Below are 20,772 nucleotides of genomic sequence, written 5' to 3'. Positions count from 1 at the left end.
TTTGGCTACCAGCCATGAATATAAAGCTGTACGGGCTCCGCCTACGTGAAGGTAGCCGGTCGGGCTGGGGGCAAATCGGGTCACCACTGTCATAATAATTGAACTCTCCGCATGATTCAGAATAGATTACCCGTTAGTTTACCAATAACCGCGGGCTAACGCATCTGGCAGAAATGGCGAAAAAGGCAGCAGTCAGGTCAAATCTCTGCTATTTTCTGTTGACAGCTTCGCGGAGCACCCTATAATACCGCCCCGCAGCGCAGAGAAAACGGATGGTTAGCTCAGCTGGGAGAGCACCGCCCTTACAAGGCGGGGGTCACTGGTTCGAACCCAGTACCATCCACCATCTGCCGCTTCGAAAATGAGTACAAGAACTCCCTGATGGATGGTTAGCTCAGCTGGGAGAGCACCGCCCTTACAAGGCGGGGGTCACTGGTTCGAGCCCAGTACCATCCACCACGCTTTATTCCTCACTGAGTAATTCCCAGAAGCGGCGCAAATGCCGTGAGAACAGCAGAATCCACAACGCGATAAGCCACCCGAACACCAGAAAAGCTTTAACCACAGAAAACTCCGGCCAGCGTGCGCTGATCAGACTCAGCAATAACATTCCATCGATAACCCAGCTCAGCCACAGTGCCAGCGGCGCTATACGTGCACCTGCCCTTACCCAGCCAGGAATTTCCGCTTTAATCTGAGTCAGCAACACCAGTGTAAACAGGGCTGGCAGGCCAACCAGCAAAGTCAGGCCAAATTGCTCAGTGCTGGTGTAAAAAAATTGCAGCAAGCGCGTGCGATCTTCGCTAAAAGTCAGCGAAATGATCCAGGCCAGATAGCCCCGTAAAAAGAATAACAACAGGAAGATCAGCGCCAGCGGCGTTCGCAACTGGCCGTCCCCGGTAAGATAGCGCTCATCGCCGGCCTTCAGCATGACTTAACCAAGCCGCTTCAATTGTTCACGCATTTTACCCACTTCGTCGCGCAGCTGTGCCGCGCGCTCAAACTCAAGATCTTTGGCGGCCTGGTACATGGCTTTTTCGGTTTTGTCTAACTGCTGCATCAGTACTTTCGGATCTGTCACTGGCGGTACATAACCCGGCTGCCGCTCAGCAATTTGTTGTACCGCCCGGTCTTTGCGGCTACTGCGGCGACCGGCGCCCAAATCCATCACATCAGTAATACGCTTGTTCATCCCGACCGGGGTGATGCCCATGGCCTCGTTGTGCGCGACCTGTTTCTCGCGGCGGCGCGCCGTTTCGTCCATAGCCCGCTGCATCGAACCGGTAATACGGTCAGCATACAGAATTGCCCGGCCGTTAAGATTCCGTGCGGCCCGGCCAATGGTTTGGATCAGCGAGCGATCAGAACGCAGGAAACCTTCTTTATCGGCATCCAGAATAGCCACCAGGCTGACTTCCGGCATATCCAGGCCTTCCCGTAACAAGTTAATGCCAATCAAGACGTCGAACTCGCCCAGACGCAGATCGCGGATAATTTCCATCCGCTCCACGGTGTCAATATCCGAGTGCAAATAGCGCACCCGTACACCATGTTCATCAAGGTAATCACTGAGGTCCTCAGCCATCTTCTTGGTCAGCGTGGTCGCCAGTACCCGTTCATTGCGCTCAGCACGCAACTTCACTTCGGACATCAGATCGTCAACCTGAGTGGCGACCGGACGGATCTCGATCTCAGGATCAATAAGGCCGGTTGGCCGCACCACCTGCTCAACCACGTCACCGGCGCATTTCTCCAGCTCATATTTACCCGGCGTGGCCGATACATAAATGGTCTGCGGGGCGATGGCTTCAAATTCATCAAACTTCAGCGGACGGTTATCCAGCGCAGACGGCAGGCGGAAGCCATAATTTACCAGGTTTTCTTTACGCGAGCGGTCGCCTTTGTACATCGCGCCAATCTGCGAAACCGTGACATGGGACTCATCGATGATCAATAAGGCATCATCAGGCAGATAATCCAGCAAGGTTGGTGGCGGCTCGCCCGGCGCCCGGCCCGACAGGTAACGGGAATAGTTCTCGATGCCCGAGCAATAGCCAAGCTCCAGCATCATTTCAATATCAAACTGCGTGCGCTGACTGATGCGCTGCTCTTCAATCAGTTTATTGGCCGCCAGCAGCTGTTCTTTGCGATCTTTTAGCTCTACCTTGATCCGGTCAATGGCTTTGAGAATGGTTTCACGTGGCGTGACATAGTGCGTTTTCGGATAAATGGTGGCGCGCGCTACATCAGCCTCGGTAACCTGCCCGGTCAGGGGCTCAAATAAGCTAATGCGATCAATCTCCTGGTCAAAGAGTTCCACCCTTACCGCCAACTCATCAGATTCAGCCGGAAAAATGTCTATGACTTCGCCGCGCACCCGGTACGTTGCCCGTTCAAAGGCCGCATCATTGCGTTTATATTGCAACTGCGCCAGCCGCCGCAGAATATCCCGCTGATCAATAATATCGCCGCGGCGCAAGTGCAGCATCATGCTCATATATGCATCAGGATCGCCCAGACCATAAATACAGGATACGGAGGCGACCAGCACAACGTCGCGACGCTCAAGCAGCGCTTTGGTAGCCGACAGCCGCATCTGCTCAATATGCTCATTAATTGAGGCGTCTTTTTCGATAAAGGTATCGGTAGTCGGAACATAGGCTTCCGGCTGATAGTAGTCATAGTATGAGACGAAGTATTCCACCGCGTTGTTGGGGAAGAACTCCTTCATCTCACCGTATAGCTGCGCAGCCAGCGTTTTATTGTGGGCCAGGATCAACGTCGGTCGCTGGATCTTCTGGATCACGTTGGCCATGGTAAAGGTTTTGCCGGACCCTGTTACGCCCAGTAGCGTCTGATGAGCTAAGCCAGCTTCCAGATTATCAACCAGCTTTTCGATGGCCTGAGGCTGATCGCCGGCAGGCTGGTAATCAGACTGAATTTCAAAAGCACGCATTATAACTGCTCCCGCTGTTGCGCCAGCGTCCGGTGAAACCACCACCACGCCAGAGTTCCGGTCAGGACATTTGCGACGACGCCCCCAATGAATAAACCCGGGATATCCGCGATTATAGCGCCCAGCCAACTCAACGGCACGAACATTACAAATAACCGGATAATACTTAAAGCCAAAGCTGACATTGGCTGATGCAAGGCATTAAAACTCGAATTGGTCAGGATAATAATCCCCTGCATGCCATAGCCCAGCGGCATGATATATAAAAACAAGCGAATCAGCGCAGCAACTTCGGCATCATCGGTAAACACCGCCGCAATGAAAGGAGCGAACGCCACCAGGACCCCATAAATAATCAGTTGCGTAACGATGATTCCTCGAATAGCTGTTGTATAAGCCTCAGCGACACGGTTCAAGGCGCTGGCGCCGAAGTTCTGACTGATCAGCGGCGGCAACGACATCGACAAGGCCAGAATAATCACGCTCGCCAGCGACTCCAGCCGCGTGCCGACCCCGAATGCGGCAACTGCTTTTGCGCCATAACCGGCAATAATCGCAGTCAGCACCGCCATCGCAAGCGGCGTTAACATATTTGCGCTGGCGGCCGGCAAACCAATTTTCAGGATTTGCCGGGCCGACCGCACAAAGCTTGCACCCCCCGGTGCCACCAGCGTCAGTAAATTTTTATAATTCAGATACCACAGCACCAACACCACGCCGATGGTCCACGAGAGCACACTGGCCAGAGCCGCGCCTTGTATTCCGAGCGCTGGAAACGGCCCCAGCCCAAAGATGAAGATGGGGTCGAATATTGCATTTAGCAAGCCGCCGGAAGCCATAATCAGGGACGGTGTGCGGGTGTCGCCCGCTGCCCGCAGCACCGCATTGCCAACCATCGGAATAACCAGTAATACCGCACCGAGAAACCACAAGGTCATATAGTCCTCAATGTATGTCATCAGCCGGGGCTGCGCCCGCAGCGCTGCAAATATGGGCTCCATAAACAAATAGCCAAGCAGCGCCAACGCTGCGACCAGTAAGGCCGATACAGTCAATGCGATGGTGCCATCGAAGCGTGCGTGATCTTCCTGGCCGCTGCCACGTTTGCGGGCAATAACCGCGGAAGTTCCTATGCCGAGCCCGATGCTCAGACTGACCACGGTAAAAGTAACCGGAAAGGTAAAGCTCACCGCTGCCAGCGGGTCGGTGCCTAGCAAGCCGATAAAGAAAGTATCAACCACATTGAAGCTAATTAATGTGACGATGCCGATGATCATCGGCCAGGTCATCCGCCATAAAGTAGCGGGAATGGGATCATGCAGTAAGGTCTTTGCCCTGACGACTGAGGCCATTAATGGTTCCGGTTGCTTAACTGAAAATAGATAAAAATATAATCCGAACTGATTTGTACGAAGCTCGGTAGTGTATCGGATTACTCACCATTCTTCCATCGCGGCGCGGCGGGCACCCGTGGACAAAAATAGCCAGTGATTATATGATACGGCTTTCCTCTTTCACTCACAGGATAGAGCCGTGAAATATCAGTTATCCGACCGCGTTAATGCCATTCAACCCTCACCTACCCTGGCCGTATCTCAAAAAGCTGCCGAACTTTTGTTGGCCGGGCACGATGTGATTGGATTAGGCGTGGGTGAACCCGACTTCGATACGCCCGAGTTTGTCAAACAAGCTGCCAAAGCCGCTATTGATGCAGGTAAAACCAAATACACCGCAGTTGACGGTATTCTTGAATTAAAACAAGCGGTGATTAATAAATTTAAACGCGACAATGGTCTGGATTATTCGCTTTCGGAGATTCTTATTTCGTCTGGCGGTAAACACAGCATATTTAACCTGCTCAGCGCCTGGCTGAATCCCGGTGACGAAGTAATCATTCCGGCCCCTTACTGGGTCTCCTACCCGGATATGGTCAAGCTGGTAGGTGGTGAGCCGGTTATCGTTGAGGCCGGGATTGAACAGCGCTATAAAATTACCGCTGCCCAGTTGGACGCTGCGATTACGCCCAAAACCCGCTTACTGTTTTTGAACAGCCCGTCGAATCCTACGGGCACGGCTTACACCAAAGCTGAACTGAGCGAACTGGCCGAAGTGCTACGCAAGCACCCGCAGGTATTGATCGCCAGTGATGATATGTACGAGCACATTCTGTGGACTGAGGAATCTTTCTACAATATCGCAATGGTCGCTCCCGACCTGAGTAATCGCATCATGCTGTTATCCGGGGTTTCCAAGGCCTATGCCATGACCGGTTGGCGCATCGGCTACGCCGCCGGCCCTAAACCGCTGATTGCGGCAATGAAGAAGATTCAGTCGCAGAGCACGTCGAACGCCGCAAGTATCAGCCAGTACGCTGCCCTGGCAGCGCTGGAGGGCGACCAAAGCTGCATCCGCACCATGGTGGACGCGTTTAAAGAGCGTCATGACTATCTGGTTAATGCGCTAAATCAAATCCCTGGTATGAAATGCATCGCCGGTGATGGCACCTTCTATACCTTCGCCAATATTGAGGGTCTGATGGCAGCGAAAGACTGCAACAGCGATATCGAGCTGTGTGAACTAATGCTGAATACCGCCAACGTCGCTTTGGTTCCCGGCACTGCATTCGGCGCCCCGGGTCACTGCCGTTTTTCTTTCGCAACCGATATGGCAACCCTCAAAGAAGCCGTTCGTCGGATAACGGACTTCGCCTCATAGGCGTTGTTCGTTGTCTTTTTTTACTTACAACTTATCAGACCAGCTGAAAGCCCCTGAAAACTGCACTATTTTCAGCCAATCCAGATAAGAAATGCACAAGCCCGAAAAAAATCTCTTTAGCCTGTTCAGGCAAAAATATCAGTTCGTCGCATTCTTCTCAAAAGTCATGCAAATCCATGATAAATAAAGAATTATTTTTTTTCAGCTATTTTTTAAGCAATCTCTTAAACAGCCGCTATCATGCGGTTTTTATAGCAACACACATAGTTTCCCACAAGGTTATCCACAGATTTAGTGGATAAGATCAGCAACCCTTTACAGGGCGTGATGTTGGCGTTGCTGTGGATAACCAAGCCCCTCTCGTTGATATACCTAATGTTATAGAGCCGCGCTTGACGATCTCTTGACAAATAAGTTTTTATTGCGGCTGCGCACAAAACGCGCAAACGCGCATTTTTACTATTGACAGCTTGCGCAAGCCCCTTTAACATTCGCTCCCGTTGTCAGATGTGTTCCCCAGTAGCTCAGTTGGTTAGAGCGGTGGACTGTTAATCCATGTGTCGTAGGTTCGAATCCTACCTGGGGAGCCAGACATCCTTTCAACACTTCCCTATGCAATTCCCCAGTAGCTCAGTTGGTTAGAGCGGTGGACTGTTAATCCATGTGTCGTAGGTTCGAATCCTACCTGGGGAGCCATCTTCATATGTGCGCCTTGAAAGCTTTGCGTCATTAACGTCGTTGTAATAACCCCTGATAATCTGCTGTATCCGTTTTACGCCACAGTGCTTTGCTCAGTTCGCTTACCGGACGCTCCGCGCCTGTCGCCAGCCATTGAGCCAGTTCAGTTGCCACATTCGGCCAGCAGCACCGACGTGCCCTGCCATGCTCAAGCCAGTTGCTAAGCTCGGCCTTATCAAGGTCTTTTATTACAGTAGCTAACTGAAGTTGACGCAGACAACGGGCATTGGCCTGCTGCTCGAACTGACCGGCTAATGGCCTCACCAACAACTTTTTCCCATGCCAGAGGGCCTCACTGCTGGTTTCAAAGCCCGCGTTGCTGATAATGCCGCAGGCGCGGCTGAATGCCTCAGCGAAACCATCACGCGATGGCGAATAATAGCGGACACTGCCGACTTGCTTTTGCGTCATCGCCGGGTGAAATACACTAAATCGATAATCGCTTAAGCCTTGCAGTAAACGATGGATCCGCGGCAGAGGCTCGAACGGCAGGTAAACCAGGTAATGATTATCTTCACGCGCTCGCTGCGGGCCACGCTGATGAATAACTGGCGGCAGTATATGTGGGCCACCGTTACTCCAGTGCATACCTACCACATCATTAGCCGGCGCGAACCAGCGCAATAGCTGACGATGGGGGGTACTTATCGGCAATCCATGGCAGGGTTTATAGAAAGCATACTGGCGACCAATGCCAATCACCCGGCGCTGTTGTTTACGGGCCGCCCAGGCCGTCACGGGCTCATAATCACTGACAACCAGATCATAACGGCTTAAATCTAACTCGTAGACATCCCGCCAGAACTGTTTCCAGTTATTGCGCCGGACTGTTTCGCGCAGTGCCACCCGGCCATTCTGCACCGCAAAGGTCAGGCCCTGCCGCCACTGCCAGTCGCCAAATGGCTCCATATCAAAAAAACCAGCACGGGGCCGGCCCGACATCAGGAAATCGACCTGTATCGGCAACGTTGCCAGCGCTTCGGCCAGCGCTGCGCAGCGGCTCAAATGCCCGTTGCCAGTGCCTTGTACTCCAATCAGGATCCGCATTTTAGCTACTCCTTTTTAGCTTGCTGTAAGGGCTAACGAAAACCAGGCGAGTGAACTACCCAGCAAAGCGCCGGCCGCCACATCGCCCGGATAATGTACTCCCAACAGGACACGCGACAGCCCGATTAACGAAGCCCAAAGATATACCGCTTCAAACCAGCCGGGATAATAGCTACCGATAATTCCGGCAAACATGAACGCCGCCGTAGTATGCCCAGAGGGGAAACTAAACTGGTCATGGGCTTCGATGAGAGCTTTAAAATCAGTCATTGCCTGATAAGGCCGGGGACGCTCTAACCAGATTTTAAGTAATCTGAACATGGGCACTTCGACGGCGAAACCGAGCAATAAGGTGTGCCATAAGGCGTATGGGATAATAGGTCCAAAGTTGCTGACCACAATGGGAATGGCGATATAGCAATAGCCATCACCGCTGCGTGAAAGCCAGCGGATGATGCGGCTCTGTGATAGTCGTGGAAGCCGGCCGTTAAACCAGCAGAAACTGATACGGTCATAGCGACTTAAGTGGTCAAGCCAGCGTGCCATTCGTAATCCCCCACTTGTGCGTGTTGGGGGTTACCTTAGCCTGTTTAAATTTCGTACCAGCGACAGATTTATGAACTTTGCGTGACAAAGTCGAATAACAGTACCGTTAGTCGGTTGTTTCATGCCGCTAAAAATCCGATAATAGAGCCAATTCTTCATGACCGGATGGAATCTGCTATGGGTGACTACCTGCTGCTATTAGTAGCAACGGTACTAGTCAATAATTTCGTGTTGGTAAAGTTTCTTGGCTTATGCCCTTTCATGGGCGTGTCCAACAAGCTGGAGACCGCTATTGGTATGTCTGCCGCCACGACTTTCGTGCTTACCCTGGCCTCGGTTTGCAGCTACCTGATCAACCAATACATTCTGGCGCCGTTTGACCTGCTGGCACTGCAAACCCTGAGTTTCATTCTGGTTATTGCGGTCGTAGTACAGTTCACTGAAATGGTCGTGCACAAAACCAGCCCGACCCTGTATCGCTTACTCGGTATCTTCCTGCCATTAATTACCACGAATTGCGCGGTTTTGGGCGTCGCTTTGCTGAACATTAATGAACAACATAACTTTGTCGAGTCCATTGTTTATGGCTTTGGTGCTGCCATTGGTTTCTCGCTGGTACTGATTTTATTCTCCGCCATGCGTGAACGGCTGGCGGCCGCCGACGTACCACTGCCCTTTAAAGGGGCGGCGGTCGCTATGATCACCGCCGGCCTGATGTCCCTTGCCTTTATGGGCTTTACCGGGCTGGTGACGGTCACATGAGTATACTTACTGCGCTAATCGCACTTGGTGTGCTGGCTCTGGTCTTTGGTCTGGTACTTGGCTTTGCTGCCGTGCGCTTTAAAGTCGAAAGTGACCCTATCGTTGATCAGATTGACGCCCTGCTACCGCAGACCCAGTGCGGCCAATGTGGTTATCCGGGCTGTCGCCCCTATGCCCAGGCTATCGCCAATGGCGACGACATCAATAAGTGCCCGCCCGGCGGTGAATCCACTATTCGCAACCTGGCGGATCTCATGGGGGTTGAGGCAAAACCCCTGGATGCTGCCCATGGCACTGAAGACACCAAAAAAGTAGCCGTCATTCGTGAGGATGAGTGTATAGGCTGTACCAAGTGTATTCAGGCCTGCCCGGTCGATGCCATCCTGGGCGCGGCTAAACACATGCATACGGTACTCGAACACGAATGCACGGGTTGTGACCTCTGCGTTGAACCCTGTCCGGTCGATTGCATTGATATGGTGCCGGTGCCCACGCGCCCGGAAAACTGGCAGTGGAATCTGCACCAAATCCCTGTACATACTGTGGAGTCATCGGATTAATGTCAGCTGATTTAACCGACATTGAAGCGGGTCGCCTGTGGACTTTCCCCGGTGGCATCCATCCGCCCGAGCGAAAAGAGCTTTCCAACAGCACACCATTAAGTGCTTTACCCGTGGCGGGCGACTATCGCGTTCCGGTCAGGCAGCATAATGGTGATCCTGGCGAGATCTGTGTGCAGCTTGGCCAGCAGGTGCTGGCCGGCGAGCCGCTGACGAAACCAGGAATGTCCAACGGCTTACCCGTGCATGCTCCGACTTCGGGCGAAGTAACTTACATTGGCCCGGCCCGGATTGCCCACCCGTCGGGGCTGGCTGATTTAGTGATTACGATAACTGCCGACGGCAAAGATAATTGCTGTGATCTCTACCCGGTACCGGATTATCAGCAGTTATCCAGAACCGAGCTACTCGATCGTCTGCACGACGCTGGTATTGCCGGCTTAGGTGGCGCTGGCTTCCCGACCGCGCGCAAACTAGCGCTGCAACGGCCGCTGGATTACCTGATAATCAATGGTGTTGAGTGTGAGCCTTACATCACCGCTGATGATCGCCTGATGCAGGAACATGCGGCTGAGATCATTCGCGGTACCGAAATTCTGCTTTATATTGTCGGATGCTCCAAAGCCCTGATTGCAGTTGAGCAAAACAAGCCGGCCGCCATCGGGGTATTTAAACGACTGCTGGCTGATCATCCCACCATAGCCCTGCGGGAAATCCCGGTGAAGTACCCGTCCGGTGGCGAAAAGCAACTGATTCAGATCCTGACCGGTCGTGAAGTGCCCAGCCGGGGGCTGCCTATAGATATTGGCCTGGTTATGCACAACGTAGGCACCGCATTCGCCGTGCAGGATGCCATTGATCACGGCCGGCCACTGCTACAACGTGTGGTTACCGTGACCGGGGAAAATGTTCAGCAGCCGGGTAATTACTGGGTGCGGCTTGGTACGCCGGTAGCGAGCTTGCTTGAGCACTGTGGCTACACTCCGGAACCCCAGCAACGCGTTATAATGGGTGGCCCTATGATGGGGTTCACCTTGCCTGATTTAACCGTTCCGGTGGTGAAAATTACCAACTGCATTATGTTGCCGGCTACTACCGAGCTGGAACCGGCGCAGCAGGAAATGCCATGTATTCGTTGTGGCGCCTGTTCAGACGTATGCCCGGCGGTGTTGTTACCCCAGCAGCTCCAGTGGCTGGCCAAAGCAAAAGACTATGAAGGCCTTGAGCAACAAAACCTGTTTGACTGTATCGAGTGCGGAGCCTGTGCTTATGTGTGCCCCAGTGAAATCCCGCTGGTGCACTATTACCGCAAAGCCAAAGCGGAGATCCGTAATATAGCCCGAGAGAAGGCCAGTGCCGAAATCGCCCGCGAGCGGTTTGAAGCGCGGCAACAACGCCTTGAGCGCGAAAAAGAAGAACGGCTGGAGCGCCACCGCCAGGCCGCCTTAGCCCGTGAAAAGGCGCAGGCCGAAGCGGTTAAAGCCGGTGGTGACAACCCGCAGGATGCGGTTCAGGCCGCAATTGCACGAGCCAAGGCACGCAAGGCGGCCCAGGCAGCTAAAGCCGCTGAAACCAATAATAAAACTGAAGATAAAAGCACAGGGGATTCCGAATGACCTTTAAAATAGCGGCCTCCCCTCATACCCACCAGCGGCGTACTACCCGGCAGATCATGCGGCTGGTGTATCTCGCGCTGATCCCAGGCGTGCTGCTGCAAACTGTGTTTTTTGGCTGGGGCGTCTGGTTTCAGTTAGTGCTGGCGCTGGCGACCGCCTGGCTCGCCGAGGGCTTCTGTATGCGCCTGCGGGGGCGCCCTATGATGTCCGCCTGGCGCGATCATACCGCCATGGTTACCGCGGTATTACTAGCCATAAGTATTCCCTCACTGGCCCCCTGGTGGATTATCGTCATTGGTACCAGCTTCGCCGTTATTGTGGTCAAACACGTGTACGGCGGGGTTGGTCAGAATCTGTTTAACCCGGCCATGGCAGGCTATGTTTTGCTGTTGGTGTCATTCCCGGTGCAGATGACCAGCTGGCCGGCACCCACCATGCTAACTGAACATAGTATTTCTGTGGCTGACACCATCAATCTGATTATCAGCGGTTACACCAGTTCGGGTTATAACCTGGAGCAATTGCGCACCGGTATTGATGGTCTGACAATGGCGACGCCGCTGGACAGTTTGCGCACCGACCTTGGCAGTCAGATGACGTTGTCTGAAGCAACCGCTAAACCAATTTTTTCTGACTTTGCCGGCGTCGGCTGGCAGTGGATTAACCTGGCCTACCTGCTGGGTGGTCTTGCGCTTATTAAGTTACGCGTGATCAGCTGGCATATTCCGGCCGGCGTGCTGTTAGGCCTGGCCCTGCCAGCGTTCATTGGCGCGGCGTTTGCGCCTGATCAGCAGATCGGCCCGATACTGCATTTATTCAGCGGCGCCACCATGCTGGGCGCCTTTTTCATAGCGACCGACCCGGTTACCGCAGCCACCTCAAATCGAGGCCGGCTCTGGTTCGGTTTGCTGATCGGTGCCCTGGTTTACATTATCCGTACCTGGGGTGGCTATCCCGATGGCGTGGCTTTTGCCGTATTGCTGGCCAACATGATGGTACCGGTGATTGATAAATATACCCGGCCGGTTGTCTACGGCCATGGAGGTCGCCCATGATCGCCAGAAGTATGCAGCGTAATGGCCTTATTCTCGCAGCTTTTGCCTGCGCTGCGACCTTGTTGGTAGTGATCACGGCGCGTTTGACTGCCGAGCCCATCGCCCGGCAGCAACAAGAGGAACTGCTGCAGGTGCTCAATCAGGTGATCGCCCCCGGCGAACACGATAATGATCTCTATCAGAGTTGTATCCGGGTCAGCAATGACAAGCTTGGCTCGTCGCCGCAGCCCGTTTACCGCGCGACCATGAATGGCGAGCCGGTCGCGGCCGCCATGGAAGTAACAGCACCAAATGGTTATAGTGGTGCCATTAAGCTACTGGTTGCGGTCTATACTGACGGCAGTGTAGCTGGCGTGCGAACCCTGCAGCACCAGGAAACCCCTGGCCTGGGCGATAAAATCGAGATCCGTAAAAGCGACTGGATTACCAGCTTCGCCGGGCGTGAAGTCCGCGGTGAAAATGACCCGCGCTGGGCAGTAAAACGCGATGGCGGCCAGTTTGATCAGTTTACCGGCGCCACTATTACCCCGCGCGCTGTGGTGCAGGCGGTAGAACGAGCGGTGCGGGTTTTTAAAGAACATCAGCAAGACTGGTTCCGGCGGCCCGCTGACTGCTCCCAGCCAGTACCTTCAACTGTTCCGGAAAAGGCAGAACCATGAACGAATATAAAGAACTGACATGGCAAGGCCTGTGGGCGAACAACCCCGCGCTGGTGCAATTGCTTGGCCTGTGTCCGCTGCTGGCGGTAACCTCTACCGTCACTAACGCGCTGGGTCTCGGGCTCGCTACCTTATTCGTATTAGTTGGCTCGAACATCACGGTTTCACTGGTTCGCGACTGGGTGCCAAAAGAAATTCGTATTCCCGTTTTCGTGATGGTCATTGCGACCTTTGTCACTGTTATTCAGCTGCTCATGAATGCCTACGTTTACGGCCTTTATCAGTCACTAGGGATCTTCATCCCGCTGATCGTAACCAACTGTGCCATTATCGGCCGCGCCGAAGCCTATGCCTCAAAGAACCCCTGGCGCCGTTCTGCTTTTGACGGATTGATGATGGGCATTGGCTTTAGTATCGTGCTGGTGGTGCTCGGCGGCGTGCGCGAAGTGCTGGGTAACGGCACCCTGTTCGATGGCGCTGAACTGCTGCTCGGAGACTGGGCTGCCGGGCTACGGATAGAGCTCTTTGCGGTAGATTATCCGTTATTACTGGCGATACTTCCGCCCGGCGCCTTTATCGCCATGGGCTTTATTATTGCCCTAAAAAACCTTATTGATCACTATCGCGAACAGCGGGCGAAGCAACCCGCCAAACAGGTAACCCGAGCGCGGGTAACGGCTCAATGAATAAACAAAAACGCATCGAAATTCTTACCCGCTTCCGCGACAATAATCCCCACCCGGATACCGAGCTGGAATACAGTTCCACCTTTGAACTGTTGATTGCCGTCATACTCTCAGCCCAGGCTACCGATAAAGGTGTTAATAAAGCGACCAGTAAGCTATTTCCCGCTGCCAATACCCCGGGCGCTATACTGGCACTGGGCGTGGATGGGCTGAAAGAATACATCAACAGCATCGGGCTTTATAACAGCAAAGCTGAGAATATTATTAAGACCTGCGCTATCTTAGTCCGTGACTATCATGGCGAAGTCCCGGAAGATCGTGAGGCACTGGAATCCTTGCCGGGCGTTGGCCGCAAAACCGCTAATGTGGTTTTGAATACCGCTTTCGGCTGGCCGACTATTGCCGTGGACACCCACATTTTCCGGGTGTCTAATCGCACCCGCTTTGCGCCGGGTAAGAACGTTCGCGCAGTCGAGGATAAACTTGAAAAAGTCATTCCCAAAGAATTTAAAACCGATGCGCATCACTGGTTTATCCTGCACGGCCGCTATACCTGTATAGCGCGAAAGCCACAATGCGGTAGCTGTCTGATCGAGGATCTTTGCGAATACCCCGACAAAACATCTGACGACTAAGGAGCTGATATGCGTTTATTGCACACCATGTTACGAGTTGGCGATTTAGACCGCTCAATTACGTTCTACACCGATGTGATGGGTATGAAACTGCTCCGTCAAGCTGATAATGAAGCCTACAAATATTCGCTGGCGTTTGTTGGCTATGGTTCTGAAATGGACCATACGGTTCTGGAACTGACTTATAACTGGGATGTCGATTCCTACGAACACGGTGAGGCTTTCGGCCATATCGCCATTGGCGTTGAAGATATTCATGACACCTGTAAGCGAATTAAAGATGCGGGTGGCGACGTTTATCGCGAACCGGGACCAGTTAAGGGCGGTAGTACGGTTATCGCTTTTGTGCGGGATCCGGACGGCTACGCTATTGAACTGATTGAACGTACCTGAAACAACCACTGAGAATTTATGTCAACTGAACCCTTGTCTACTGATCCGTTACTACAGATGAAACAACGTTTCCGCGGCTACCTGCCGGTGGTTATTGATGTGGAGACCGGTGGTTTCAATCCGCGCACCGACGCGCTACTGGAAATTGCCGCTGTTACCCTGAAGTTTGATGAGCAGGGTCAGCTGCATCCTGATCAGACCGTGCATTTTCATGTGGAACCTTTTGACGGCGCTAACATTGAACAGGCAGCGATTGATTTTAACGGCATCAACCCTCACTCGGCATTACGCGGCGCGGTCGCTGAAGAACATGCCTTGAAAGAGCTCTTCAAGCCCATCCGTAAAGCCCAGAAAGATGCTGGTTGTCAGCGTTGTGTGCTGGTTGGACACAATGCCACCTTTGACCATAACTTCCTGATGGCGGCGGCCGAACGCGTTAGCCTGAAGCGCAATCCGTTTCACCCTTTTGTTACCTTTGATACCACCGCGCTGGCGGCGCTTACCCTTGGCCAGACTGTACTGATTAAAGCGTGCCAGGCTGCCGGAATTCCGTTCGACACCCAGCAGGCCCATGGCGCACTTTATGACACCGAACGCACCGCTGAGCTGTTCTGCTATATCGTTAACCGGTATCAACAACTGGGTGGCTGGCCACTGCCTGCGTCTGAAGACTAAATTATTTTCTTTTTTTAAGCATTAAAAAAGCCACCGCAGAAATCTACGGTGGCTTTTACAATCAAGCTCGTTACAGCAGTTAAATTACAGCTTACCTGAGTGCTTAGACAGGTAATCCGCGACGCCTTTACTGTCAGCTTTCATACCTTCTTCACCTTCTTTCCAGCCAGCCGGACATACTTCACCGTGCTCCTGGTGGAAGTTAAGGGCGTCAACCAGACGCAGCATTTCGTCGATGTTACGGCCTAATGGCAGATCGTTAACGATCTGGTGGCGCACAACGCCTTCTTCGTCAATCAGGAAAGATGCACGGAAGGCAACGCCTGCTTCCGGATGCTCAACATCGTATGCTTTACAGATATTGTGCTTCACGTCAGCGACCAGTGGGTATTTAACTTCGCCGATACCGCCATTTTCAGTTGCAGTGTTACGCCATGCGTTATGACTGAACTGGGAGTCAATTGAAACGCCGATAACTTTTACGCCACGCTTTTTGAATTCTTCCAGGCGATGATCAAAAGCAATCAGTTCTGACGGGCAAACAAAGGTAAAATCAAGCGGGTAAAAGAATACGACTGCTTTACCACCTTTAATTTCGTTATGCAGGTTGAAATCCTCAACGATTTCCCCGCTACCCAGTACCGCTGCTGCTGTGAAGTTAGGCGCCTTACGGCCAACTAATACACCCATGATTGGTCTCCATTTGTTTTGGGTTCAATGAAATAAATAATTTATTCTGCTTCCGGTGCCGGATGACGCTCTGCAGTTTCGCTTATCAGCTGTTGCAGTTCGCCTTTCTGGAACATCTCGATAATGATGTCACAGCCGCCGATTAATTCGCCTTCAACCCATAGTTGCGGGAAGGTCGGCCAGTCGGCATAGTTTGGTAATTCAGCCCGAATGTCAGGGTTCTGCAGAATATCAACGTAAGCAAACGGCTGCCCACAACTCATTAATGCCTGAGAGGCCTGCGAGGAAAAACCGCAGCTTGGCAGTTTCGGCGAGCCTTTCATATAAAGCAGGATTGGATTCTCTTCAATCTGCTGTTTAATTTTTTCCACAGTTTCCATGACCACCTCATGTTGATATTGCTAACGATCGACCCCTAGTTTATCACAGAGATCACGCCGTGGCAGCACGGCAGAAACCAACAAAATCGGTTATACTACCCTTGAATTAATTTTATATGCCTCAACTTAGGTATATAGGGACAGCACATTACGAATTCAACAGAGAGCGCTACAGCGAATGAATTCGTATCCGTGACTTTAATCTGAATGACGTACAAAAAAAGGAGAAAATCACATGGCATTCGAACTACCGGACCTACCCTATGCAAAAAATGCACTTGAGCCGCACATTTCAGCGGAAACCCTTGAGTATCATTATGGTAAGCACCATCAAGCCTATGTGACTAAATTAAATGATGCTGTCAAAGGAACTGACCAGGAAAGTGATTCACTGGAAGAGATCATCAAGAATTCTAAAGGTGGCGTTTTCAATAACGCTGCACAAGTATGGAACCACACCTTTTTCTGGCACTGCATGAGCCCGAATGGCGGTGGTAAGCCTTCTGGTGCCGTAGCCGATGCGATTAACGCCAAATTTGGCTCGTTCGACAAATTTAAAGAAGAGTTTACTAACCAGGCAGCGGGTAATTTTGGCTCAGGCTGGACCTGGCTGGTGAAAAAATCAGACGGCTCTGTCGATATCGTTAATACCAGCAATGCCGAAACGCCGCTGACTAACGATGACCTGACACCATTACTGACTGTTGATGTATGGGAACATGCCTATTACATCGACTACCGCAATGCCCGTCCAAAATACCTGGACGCATTCTGGAATGTCGTAAACTGGGATTTTGTTGCGAAAAACCTGGCTTAATAGCGTTTGCACGTTTAAGCACAAAAAAGGTCGGCGTAATTGCCGACCTTTTTATTTCTGCCTGATAACTATTTTAGTCAATCAGGTTGGCCGGAATATCAGGGCGCATATCAGACCAGATTTTTCCCGAACGATAACCATACTCGCGCACCAATAATGCGGCATCATCTTTGCGACCTTCAGCCGCCATATTCCGTAAATCCGCATAATATTGACGCGCCAGTGAGCGTGCTTCCGGATTTGAGAAGTAAAAATTACCTATCCGCGAATAAAGCCCCTTAAAGCCATTTAACACCAGCACATAAATCGGATTCTGCGAGGCGAAAGCCAGATCATGGTTCAGATGATAATCATATTTAGTAAAAGCTTCGGCGGTATCTTCGAGCTGCTCAGCTTCGGCCAGTAACTCGACCACCCGCTCGGCGTTATAGCGCACTGCTGCTCTGATGTAGATGGCACTGATATTGGTACGTGCTGACAATAGCTGATCCACCAGCTGTGGCATACCTTCTTCATCGAGGCGCGCCAAGGTCTCCAGGATGTTCAGCCCCGAAGTTTCCCAGAAATTGTTTACCCGCGTCGGCTTGCCATGCTGAATAGTTAGCCAGCCATCACGGGCAAGGCGCTGCAATACCTCTCGCAGCGTGGTACGGGTCACGCCGATAAGTTCAGATAGCTCACGCTCAGCCGGCAAAATAGTGCCTGGTGCGAAACGCCCGGTCCAGATTGATTTAACAATATACTCTTCCGCAAACCCGGCCGGACTCTGTGCCTTGATGATCATAAAATGGTCTGTGTTTTGGATAATCTGTACCTGTTGAGGTTATAATTCGGGCTAATGAGCGCTGATTTTACCAGTGTTTGTAATGGTCGGACAAGTTTTGTTAGCGCCTGGTCCACGGCACTATCGACAACTTTCATCAGCTCAGGTATGGTTTTGCGCATCCATAACCAATCATAACCGAGACTATACCTGATGCTTTCCCGAATCGCAGCCCTTCCCCACCAGCGTGGCGCCTGGGCTTTGCTGGCTGCCAGCTCTTTTATTCTGGTCGCCGTTGCGCTCTATTTTCAGTACCAGATGGAATTGGAACCCTGTGTAAAATGCATCTATCAGCGCGTCGCAGTGCTGGCTATCGGGCTGGTTGCCTTGATCCCGCTGGTCGCGCCGTCTTCAGCAGTGGCACGTAGCTTGGGTTTCGCCGGCTGGTTGGTCGCGGCGGGTTGGGGTTATCTGATTGCCGCCGATCACAGCGCTATGCAACAAGCGGCTAATGCCTTTTTCTCAGTCTGTGACGGAGTGCCCGCCTTCCCCGACTTCATGCCGCTGCATGAGTGGTTTCCCGGCTTATTCGAAGCGCGCGGCCTATGTGGCGATATTAACTGGGAGTTTATGAGCCTGAGTATGCCCGAGTGGCTGCAAATTATCTTTGCCAGCTACTTTGTCACTGCGCTGCTGGTGCTTGTCTGTCGCCTGGCCTGCTACCGCAAACTCTAACAGTCATTGAGTGGCCAGCTGACGATACAGTCTTCCAGATCGATGCCCAGCTGATCCTCACTGATAACCCTGCCAGCGGCACTGATGCCGGCAGCGATCATGGCGCTCTGGCTACCACCGTTCAGTAAAGGGTGCCAGCTCGCCAGCCCCCGCCCCTCGGCCAGCCGACGATAGGCGCAGGATGGTGGCATATAATCCAGCACCGCCAGGTTATCAGGGCTTATGACCACACAGTCAGGCACATAATTTTTGCGATCAGCGTAGTGCCGGCAGCGAGCCGTTCCAGTATCAAGTAAGTGACAGGAAACATGAGTGAAATGAACCTCATCGGTGCTGTCATCTTCATCGATGAGCTTATGCAGGCAACATTTTCCGCAACCATCACAGAGTGATTCCCACTCTTCCGCGGTCATTTCGGTCAGTTTCTTGCGTTCCCAGAACGGTATTTCAGTCATCCACTAAGACCTTCCCGGTCCAGTGCCAATGGTTGCTGCCCTGTACCAGTTTCAATTCCAGCTCGTCATCAGCCGCCAGTGGTCCGACTCCCGATGGCGTGCCAGTCAGCACCACATCGCCGGGCAATAAAGTAAATTGTTGACTGATATCAGCCAGCAACGCCGCGACGCTGCAGAGCATATCGTTCGTTGTGCCCTGCTGGCGTATCTCGCCATTTATTACCAGCTGCAACTGCAGTGGTTGCTCCGCATCGATTGCGGCTGCAGGCAGCCACCCTGACAGCGCACAGGAGCCGTCAAATGCTTTGGCGCGCTCCCATGGCTGCCCTGCCGCTTTCAACTGGTCCTGGACATCTCTTAAGGTTAAATCCAGCGCCAGCCCGTAATGTGAAACTGCTGCCATGGCGTCGTTCACCTCAGCGCGGCGCAGCCGGCTGCCAACACGGACGGCAAGCTCCAGTTCATGATGGCAGGCGCCACGGCCGGCCGGGATTCTGACCTCTGGTAACCAGGTAACGGCCGTGGCTGGCTTCATAAATAACAGGGGTTGTGATGGCAGCGGATTATTCAGTTCTGCGGCATGGGCGGCGTAGTTCCGCCCCACACAGACTATTTTACCGGGTAATGCCGGCGGCCCTGCCGTGAACATCAGCGGGGAAACCGGATCCGATCTGAAAGGTAGCCGACTGCGGCAACAAAGTAGTGCGACCGGTTCCAGCGCATCAGGGCATCATAATTGGCATAAGCCAGGTAGACCCTGCCTTCACGATCATCAGGAATCACAACAGAGGCGACCAAATCATCCCGCTGTGGTAAGGCAGTGCCGTCCATGCGGCGCACGCCCAGTTGCTGCCACTCGGCCAGAGGCTTTTTGATTTTTAGCGTCGCAATTTCCGTGTCAAAGTCTGTCGGCAACAGCACCTGCCGGCCCCAGGTCACATCGTCCTGCCAGCCCACCGATTTCAGATAATTGGCAGCAGAGGCGAACACATCGCCCATCGAGTTCCATATATCTTTGCGACCATCGCCGTCGTAATCAACTGCGTATTGCATAAACGAGCTCGGCATAAACTGGCTCTGCCCCATAGCACCGGCCCAGGACCCTTTCATCTGTTCAATATCAATATGCCCTTCCTGAACTATAGTCAGGGCATGCCACAATTCTTTTTTAAAGAAAGCTTCGCGACGGCCTTCATACGCCATAGTGGTAAGCGCTGAAATCACATCGAAACCGCCGGTAAACGAGCCAAAATTGGTTTCAATTCCCCATAAAGCAACAATAAAACGGGGTTGCACGCCATACTCAGCGCCAATTTTTTCTAACAGCTCACGGTGCTTGGCATACTGTTCTACGGCTTTATCGGCTTTCCATTCCGGCACAGCGCGCGGCAGATAGGTGTCTAAGGTCAGCTTAAACTCTGGTTGATTCTTATCCGCGGTAACCGATTGCTTGTAGAATTTCACGCCGGTAAAAGCTTTTTCCAGAGTCTCTTCACTGTAACCGGCGGTGCGTGCTTCGGCCTTAATGGCCTGCACGTACGCTGCGAAGTCGGCAGCTTCCTCAGCCTGTGCCGGTACAACAATCAGCATCGCAGCAGCGACCATAATTCCACTTAATAACGTCTTCATAATGCTGACTCCCGTTTCAGTAAACTTTCATTTTTAGGCGGTAACTGCAGGTAAAATCCCGACTCGTTCAGGTGTCGGATCAACTCATCGACGGTAAGGCGTGCTAGTTTACGCTTTTCATTCAGGGCTATGGTCATTACATGCACTGGCTCACCAAAGCTCTTCCTCAACACTTCAGGCACTAAGGAAAAATCTGCGGGGTGAGATAAATACAGATAGGTATCAGCGCGTTTCGGGCTACGATAGATTGCACACAACAT

Annotated in this window: 25 protein-coding genes and 4 tRNA genes; 16 read left to right on the top strand and 13 right to left on the bottom strand. The window is 52.5% G+C overall.

Annotation, left to right across the window (positions count from 1 at the left end; all coding sequences use genetic code 11):
* A partial coding sequence (locus R3196_RS01915) for a glutamate--tRNA ligase family protein (RefSeq protein WP_318934942.1) occupies positions 1 to 93 on the bottom strand: 93 nt, incomplete at its 3' end.
* 177 nt (positions 94 to 270) lie between these two features.
* On the opposite strand from R3196_RS01915, the gene R3196_RS01910 reads away from it, so the two are divergent.
* Both R3196_RS01910 and R3196_RS01905 read left to right on the top strand, forming a co-directional pair.
* Positions 271 to 346: transfer RNA gene (locus R3196_RS01910), tRNA-Val, on the top strand.
* 37 nt (positions 347 to 383) lie between these two features.
* Positions 384 to 459, top strand: a tRNA-Val gene (locus tag R3196_RS01905).
* 4 nt (positions 460 to 463) lie between these two features.
* Here the strand turns inward: R3196_RS01905 and R3196_RS01900 are convergent.
* The 3 genes from R3196_RS01900 to R3196_RS01890 are packed head-to-tail and all read right to left on the bottom strand — an operon-like array spanning position 464 to position 4,308.
* Entirely contained in the window at positions 464 to 931 is a 468-nt protein-coding gene (locus tag R3196_RS01900) for a DUF2919 family protein (RefSeq protein WP_318934932.1), read from the bottom strand.
* A gap of 3 nt (positions 932 to 934) precedes the next feature.
* Positions 935 to 2,956: an excinuclease ABC subunit UvrB gene (gene uvrB, locus R3196_RS01895; protein WP_413242888.1), complete on the bottom strand. Its 2,022-nt coding sequence runs from the start codon at positions 2,954 to 2,956 to the stop codon at positions 935 to 937.
* A complete protein-coding gene (locus tag R3196_RS01890; protein WP_318934930.1) occupies positions 2,956 to 4,308 on the bottom strand; it encodes an MATE family efflux transporter in 1,353 nt (450 codons plus the stop codon). Before R3196_RS01890 ends, uvrB begins: the two co-directional genes overlap by 1 nt.
* 181 nt (positions 4,309 to 4,489) lie before the next feature.
* Here R3196_RS01890 and R3196_RS01885 point away from each other — a divergent pair, with 181 nt between their 5' ends.
* The 3 genes from R3196_RS01885 to R3196_RS01875 all read left to right on the top strand — a co-directional run bounded on the left by R3196_RS01885 (position 4,490) and on the right by R3196_RS01875 (position 6,367).
* A complete protein-coding gene (locus tag R3196_RS01885) occupies positions 4,490 to 5,671 on the top strand; it encodes a pyridoxal phosphate-dependent aminotransferase (RefSeq protein ID WP_318934929.1) in 1,182 nt (393 codons plus the stop codon).
* A gap of 513 nt (positions 5,672 to 6,184) precedes the next feature.
* Positions 6,185 to 6,261 (top strand) — tRNA-Asn (locus R3196_RS01880).
* A 29-nt stretch (positions 6,262 to 6,290) separates the two neighbouring features.
* A tRNA-Asn gene (locus R3196_RS01875) sits at positions 6,291 to 6,367 on the top strand.
* Positions 6,368 to 6,400: 33 nt separating this feature from the next.
* Here R3196_RS01875 and R3196_RS01870 read toward each other — a convergent pair.
* Both R3196_RS01870 and R3196_RS01865 read right to left on the bottom strand, forming a co-directional pair.
* Positions 6,401 to 7,456, bottom strand: a complete 1,056-nt coding sequence (locus tag R3196_RS01870; RefSeq protein ID WP_318934928.1) for a glycosyltransferase family protein — start codon at positions 7,454 to 7,456, stop codon at positions 6,401 to 6,403.
* Positions 7,457 to 7,471: 15 nt separating this feature from the next.
* Positions 7,472 to 8,002 carry a phosphatase PAP2 family protein gene (locus tag R3196_RS01865; protein WP_318934927.1) on the bottom strand — a complete coding sequence of 177 codons (531 nt, stop codon included), beginning with the start codon at positions 8,000 to 8,002 and terminating at the stop codon, positions 7,472 to 7,474.
* A gap of 177 nt (positions 8,003 to 8,179) precedes the next feature.
* On the opposite strand from R3196_RS01865, the gene rsxA reads away from it, so the two are divergent.
* Genes rsxA through rnt form a run of 9 tightly spaced genes read left to right on the top strand, consistent with a single transcriptional unit; the run spans position 8,180 to position 15,043 of the window.
* Positions 8,180 to 8,764 (top strand): electron transport complex subunit RsxA, encoded by a 585-nt coding sequence (gene rsxA, locus R3196_RS01860; RefSeq protein ID WP_318934939.1) that lies wholly within the window; start codon positions 8,180 to 8,182, stop codon positions 8,762 to 8,764.
* Complete coding sequence (gene rsxB, locus R3196_RS01855) at positions 8,761 to 9,324, top strand: electron transport complex subunit RsxB (protein ID WP_318934925.1); 564 nt, start codon at positions 8,761 to 8,763, stop codon at positions 9,322 to 9,324. Before rsxA ends, rsxB begins: the two co-directional genes overlap by 4 nt.
* Positions 9,324 to 10,940: an electron transport complex subunit RsxC gene (gene rsxC / locus R3196_RS01850; protein ID WP_318934924.1), complete on the top strand. Its 1,617-nt coding sequence runs from the start codon at positions 9,324 to 9,326 to the stop codon at positions 10,938 to 10,940. Before rsxB ends, rsxC begins: the two co-directional genes overlap by 1 nt.
* A complete protein-coding gene (rsxD, locus tag R3196_RS01845; protein ID WP_318934923.1) occupies positions 10,937 to 11,995 on the top strand; it encodes an electron transport complex subunit RsxD in 1,059 nt (352 codons plus the stop codon). The genes rsxC and rsxD overlap by 4 nt, the downstream gene beginning before the upstream one ends.
* On the top strand, positions 11,992 to 12,654 hold the full coding sequence (rsxG, locus tag R3196_RS01840) for an electron transport complex subunit RsxG (protein WP_318934922.1): 663 nt from the start codon (positions 11,992 to 11,994) through the stop codon (positions 12,652 to 12,654). Before rsxD ends, rsxG begins: the two co-directional genes overlap by 4 nt.
* Positions 12,651 to 13,340, top strand: coding sequence for an electron transport complex subunit E (locus R3196_RS01835; protein WP_318934920.1), 690 nt, complete (start codon positions 12,651 to 12,653; stop codon positions 13,338 to 13,340). The genes rsxG and R3196_RS01835 overlap by 4 nt, the downstream gene beginning before the upstream one ends.
* Positions 13,337 to 13,975 carry an endonuclease III gene (gene nth / locus R3196_RS01830; protein ID WP_318934919.1) on the top strand — a complete coding sequence of 213 codons (639 nt, stop codon included), beginning with the start codon at positions 13,337 to 13,339 and terminating at the stop codon, positions 13,973 to 13,975. Before R3196_RS01835 ends, nth begins: the two co-directional genes overlap by 4 nt.
* A 9-nt stretch (positions 13,976 to 13,984) precedes the next feature.
* A complete protein-coding gene (gene gloA, locus R3196_RS01825) occupies positions 13,985 to 14,368 on the top strand; it encodes a lactoylglutathione lyase (protein ID WP_318934918.1) in 384 nt (127 codons plus the stop codon).
* An 18-nt stretch (positions 14,369 to 14,386) separates the two neighbouring features.
* Positions 14,387 to 15,043 carry a ribonuclease T gene (gene rnt / locus R3196_RS01820; RefSeq protein WP_318934917.1) on the top strand — a complete coding sequence of 219 codons (657 nt, stop codon included), beginning with the start codon at positions 14,387 to 14,389 and terminating at the stop codon, positions 15,041 to 15,043.
* Positions 15,044 to 15,127: 84 nt separating this feature from the next.
* Here rnt and R3196_RS01815 read toward each other — a convergent pair whose 3' ends face one another.
* Both R3196_RS01815 and R3196_RS01810 read right to left on the bottom strand, forming a co-directional pair.
* A complete protein-coding gene (locus tag R3196_RS01815) occupies positions 15,128 to 15,733 on the bottom strand; it encodes a peroxiredoxin (RefSeq protein ID WP_318934916.1) in 606 nt (201 codons plus the stop codon).
* 41 nt (positions 15,734 to 15,774) lie between these two features.
* Positions 15,775 to 16,113, bottom strand: coding sequence for a Grx4 family monothiol glutaredoxin (locus R3196_RS01810; RefSeq protein WP_318934914.1), 339 nt, complete (start codon positions 16,111 to 16,113; stop codon positions 15,775 to 15,777).
* 235 nt (positions 16,114 to 16,348) lie between these two features.
* On the opposite strand from R3196_RS01810, the gene sodB reads away from it, so the two are divergent.
* Positions 16,349 to 16,930 carry a superoxide dismutase [Fe] gene (sodB, locus tag R3196_RS01805; protein WP_318934913.1) on the top strand — a complete coding sequence of 194 codons (582 nt, stop codon included), beginning with the start codon at positions 16,349 to 16,351 and terminating at the stop codon, positions 16,928 to 16,930.
* A 73-nt stretch (positions 16,931 to 17,003) separates the two neighbouring features.
* Here the strand turns inward: sodB and fadR are convergent, their stop codons facing one another.
* Positions 17,004 to 17,714, bottom strand: a complete 711-nt coding sequence (gene fadR / locus R3196_RS01800) for a fatty acid metabolism transcriptional regulator FadR (protein ID WP_318934912.1) — start codon at positions 17,712 to 17,714, stop codon at positions 17,004 to 17,006.
* 192 nt (positions 17,715 to 17,906) lie between these two features.
* On the opposite strand from fadR, the gene dsbB reads away from it, so the two are divergent.
* Positions 17,907 to 18,428: a disulfide bond formation protein DsbB gene (dsbB, locus tag R3196_RS01795; RefSeq protein ID WP_318934911.1), complete on the top strand. Its 522-nt coding sequence runs from the start codon at positions 17,907 to 17,909 to the stop codon at positions 18,426 to 18,428.
* Here dsbB and R3196_RS01790 read toward each other — a convergent pair.
* The 4 genes from R3196_RS01790 to R3196_RS01775 are packed head-to-tail and all read right to left on the bottom strand — an operon-like array spanning position 18,425 to position 20,772.
* Positions 18,425 to 18,883 carry a YcgN family cysteine cluster protein gene (locus tag R3196_RS01790; protein WP_318934909.1) on the bottom strand — a complete coding sequence of 153 codons (459 nt, stop codon included), beginning with the start codon at positions 18,881 to 18,883 and terminating at the stop codon, positions 18,425 to 18,427. The genes dsbB and R3196_RS01790 overlap by 4 nt on opposite strands.
* Complete coding sequence (locus tag R3196_RS01785) at positions 18,876 to 19,532, bottom strand: fumarylacetoacetate hydrolase family protein (protein ID WP_318934908.1); 657 nt, start codon at positions 19,530 to 19,532, stop codon at positions 18,876 to 18,878. Before R3196_RS01785 ends, R3196_RS01790 begins: the two co-directional genes overlap by 8 nt.
* Complete coding sequence (locus R3196_RS01780; protein ID WP_318934906.1) at positions 19,532 to 20,512, bottom strand: lytic murein transglycosylase; 981 nt, start codon at positions 20,510 to 20,512, stop codon at positions 19,532 to 19,534. Before R3196_RS01780 ends, R3196_RS01785 begins: the two co-directional genes overlap by 1 nt.
* Positions 20,509 to 20,772, bottom strand: a complete 264-nt coding sequence (locus tag R3196_RS01775; protein ID WP_318934904.1) for a YcgL domain-containing protein — start codon at positions 20,770 to 20,772, stop codon at positions 20,509 to 20,511. The genes R3196_RS01780 and R3196_RS01775 overlap by 4 nt, the downstream gene beginning before the upstream one ends.

The sequence above is a fragment of the Pseudidiomarina sp. genome (assembly GCF_033722695.1).
Lineage (GTDB): Bacteria > Pseudomonadota > Gammaproteobacteria > Enterobacterales > Alteromonadaceae > Pseudidiomarina.
This window is presented reverse-complemented; position numbering and strand designations above follow the sequence as displayed.

Bases quoted from the DNA above. Each gene is read 5' to 3' on its own strand.
- R3196_RS01900 (WP_318934932.1), bottom strand. From the start codon at position 931: ATGCTGAAGGCCGGCGATGAGCGCTATCTTACCGGGGACGGCCAGTTG.
- uvrB (WP_413242888.1), bottom strand. From the start codon at position 2,956: ATGCGTGCTTTTGAAATTCAGTCTGATTACCAGCCTGCCGGCGATCAG.
- R3196_RS01890 (WP_318934930.1), bottom strand. From the start codon at position 4,308: ATGGCCTCAGTCGTCAGGGCAAAGACCTTACTGCATGATCCCATTCCC.
- R3196_RS01870 (WP_318934928.1), bottom strand. From the start codon at position 7,456: ATGCGGATCCTGATTGGAGTACAAGGCACTGGCAACGGGCATTTGAGC.
- R3196_RS01865 (WP_318934927.1), bottom strand. From the start codon at position 8,002: ATGGCACGCTGGCTTGACCACTTAAGTCGCTATGACCGTATCAGTTTC.
- rsxA (WP_318934939.1), top strand. From the start codon at position 8,180: ATGGGTGACTACCTGCTGCTATTAGTAGCAACGGTACTAGTCAATAAT.
- rsxB (WP_318934925.1), top strand. From the start codon at position 8,761: ATGAGTATACTTACTGCGCTAATCGCACTTGGTGTGCTGGCTCTGGTC.
- rsxC (WP_318934924.1), top strand. From the start codon at position 9,324: ATGTCAGCTGATTTAACCGACATTGAAGCGGGTCGCCTGTGGACTTTC.
- rsxD (WP_318934923.1), top strand. From the start codon at position 10,937: ATGACCTTTAAAATAGCGGCCTCCCCTCATACCCACCAGCGGCGTACT.
- rsxG (WP_318934922.1), top strand. From the start codon at position 11,992: ATGATCGCCAGAAGTATGCAGCGTAATGGCCTTATTCTCGCAGCTTTT.
- R3196_RS01835 (WP_318934920.1), top strand. From the start codon at position 12,651: ATGAACGAATATAAAGAACTGACATGGCAAGGCCTGTGGGCGAACAAC.
- nth (WP_318934919.1), top strand. From the start codon at position 13,337: ATGAATAAACAAAAACGCATCGAAATTCTTACCCGCTTCCGCGACAAT.
- gloA (WP_318934918.1), top strand. From the start codon at position 13,985: ATGCGTTTATTGCACACCATGTTACGAGTTGGCGATTTAGACCGCTCA.
- rnt (WP_318934917.1), top strand. From the start codon at position 14,387: ATGTCAACTGAACCCTTGTCTACTGATCCGTTACTACAGATGAAACAA.
- R3196_RS01815 (WP_318934916.1), bottom strand. From the start codon at position 15,733: ATGGGTGTATTAGTTGGCCGTAAGGCGCCTAACTTCACAGCAGCAGCG.
- R3196_RS01810 (WP_318934914.1), bottom strand. From the start codon at position 16,113: ATGGAAACTGTGGAAAAAATTAAACAGCAGATTGAAGAGAATCCAATC.
- sodB (WP_318934913.1), top strand. From the start codon at position 16,349: ATGGCATTCGAACTACCGGACCTACCCTATGCAAAAAATGCACTTGAG.
- fadR (WP_318934912.1), bottom strand. From the start codon at position 17,714: ATGATCATCAAGGCACAGAGTCCGGCCGGGTTTGCGGAAGAGTATATT.
- dsbB (WP_318934911.1), top strand. From the start codon at position 17,907: ATGCTTTCCCGAATCGCAGCCCTTCCCCACCAGCGTGGCGCCTGGGCT.
- R3196_RS01790 (WP_318934909.1), bottom strand. From the start codon at position 18,883: ATGACTGAAATACCGTTCTGGGAACGCAAGAAACTGACCGAAATGACC.
- R3196_RS01785 (WP_318934908.1), bottom strand. From the start codon at position 19,532: ATGTTCACGGCAGGGCCGCCGGCATTACCCGGTAAAATAGTCTGTGTG.
- R3196_RS01780 (WP_318934906.1), bottom strand. From the start codon at position 20,512: ATGAAGACGTTATTAAGTGGAATTATGGTCGCTGCTGCGATGCTGATT.
- R3196_RS01775 (WP_318934904.1), bottom strand. From the start codon at position 20,772: ATGTTGTGTGCAATCTATCGTAGCCCGAAACGCGCTGATACCTATCTG.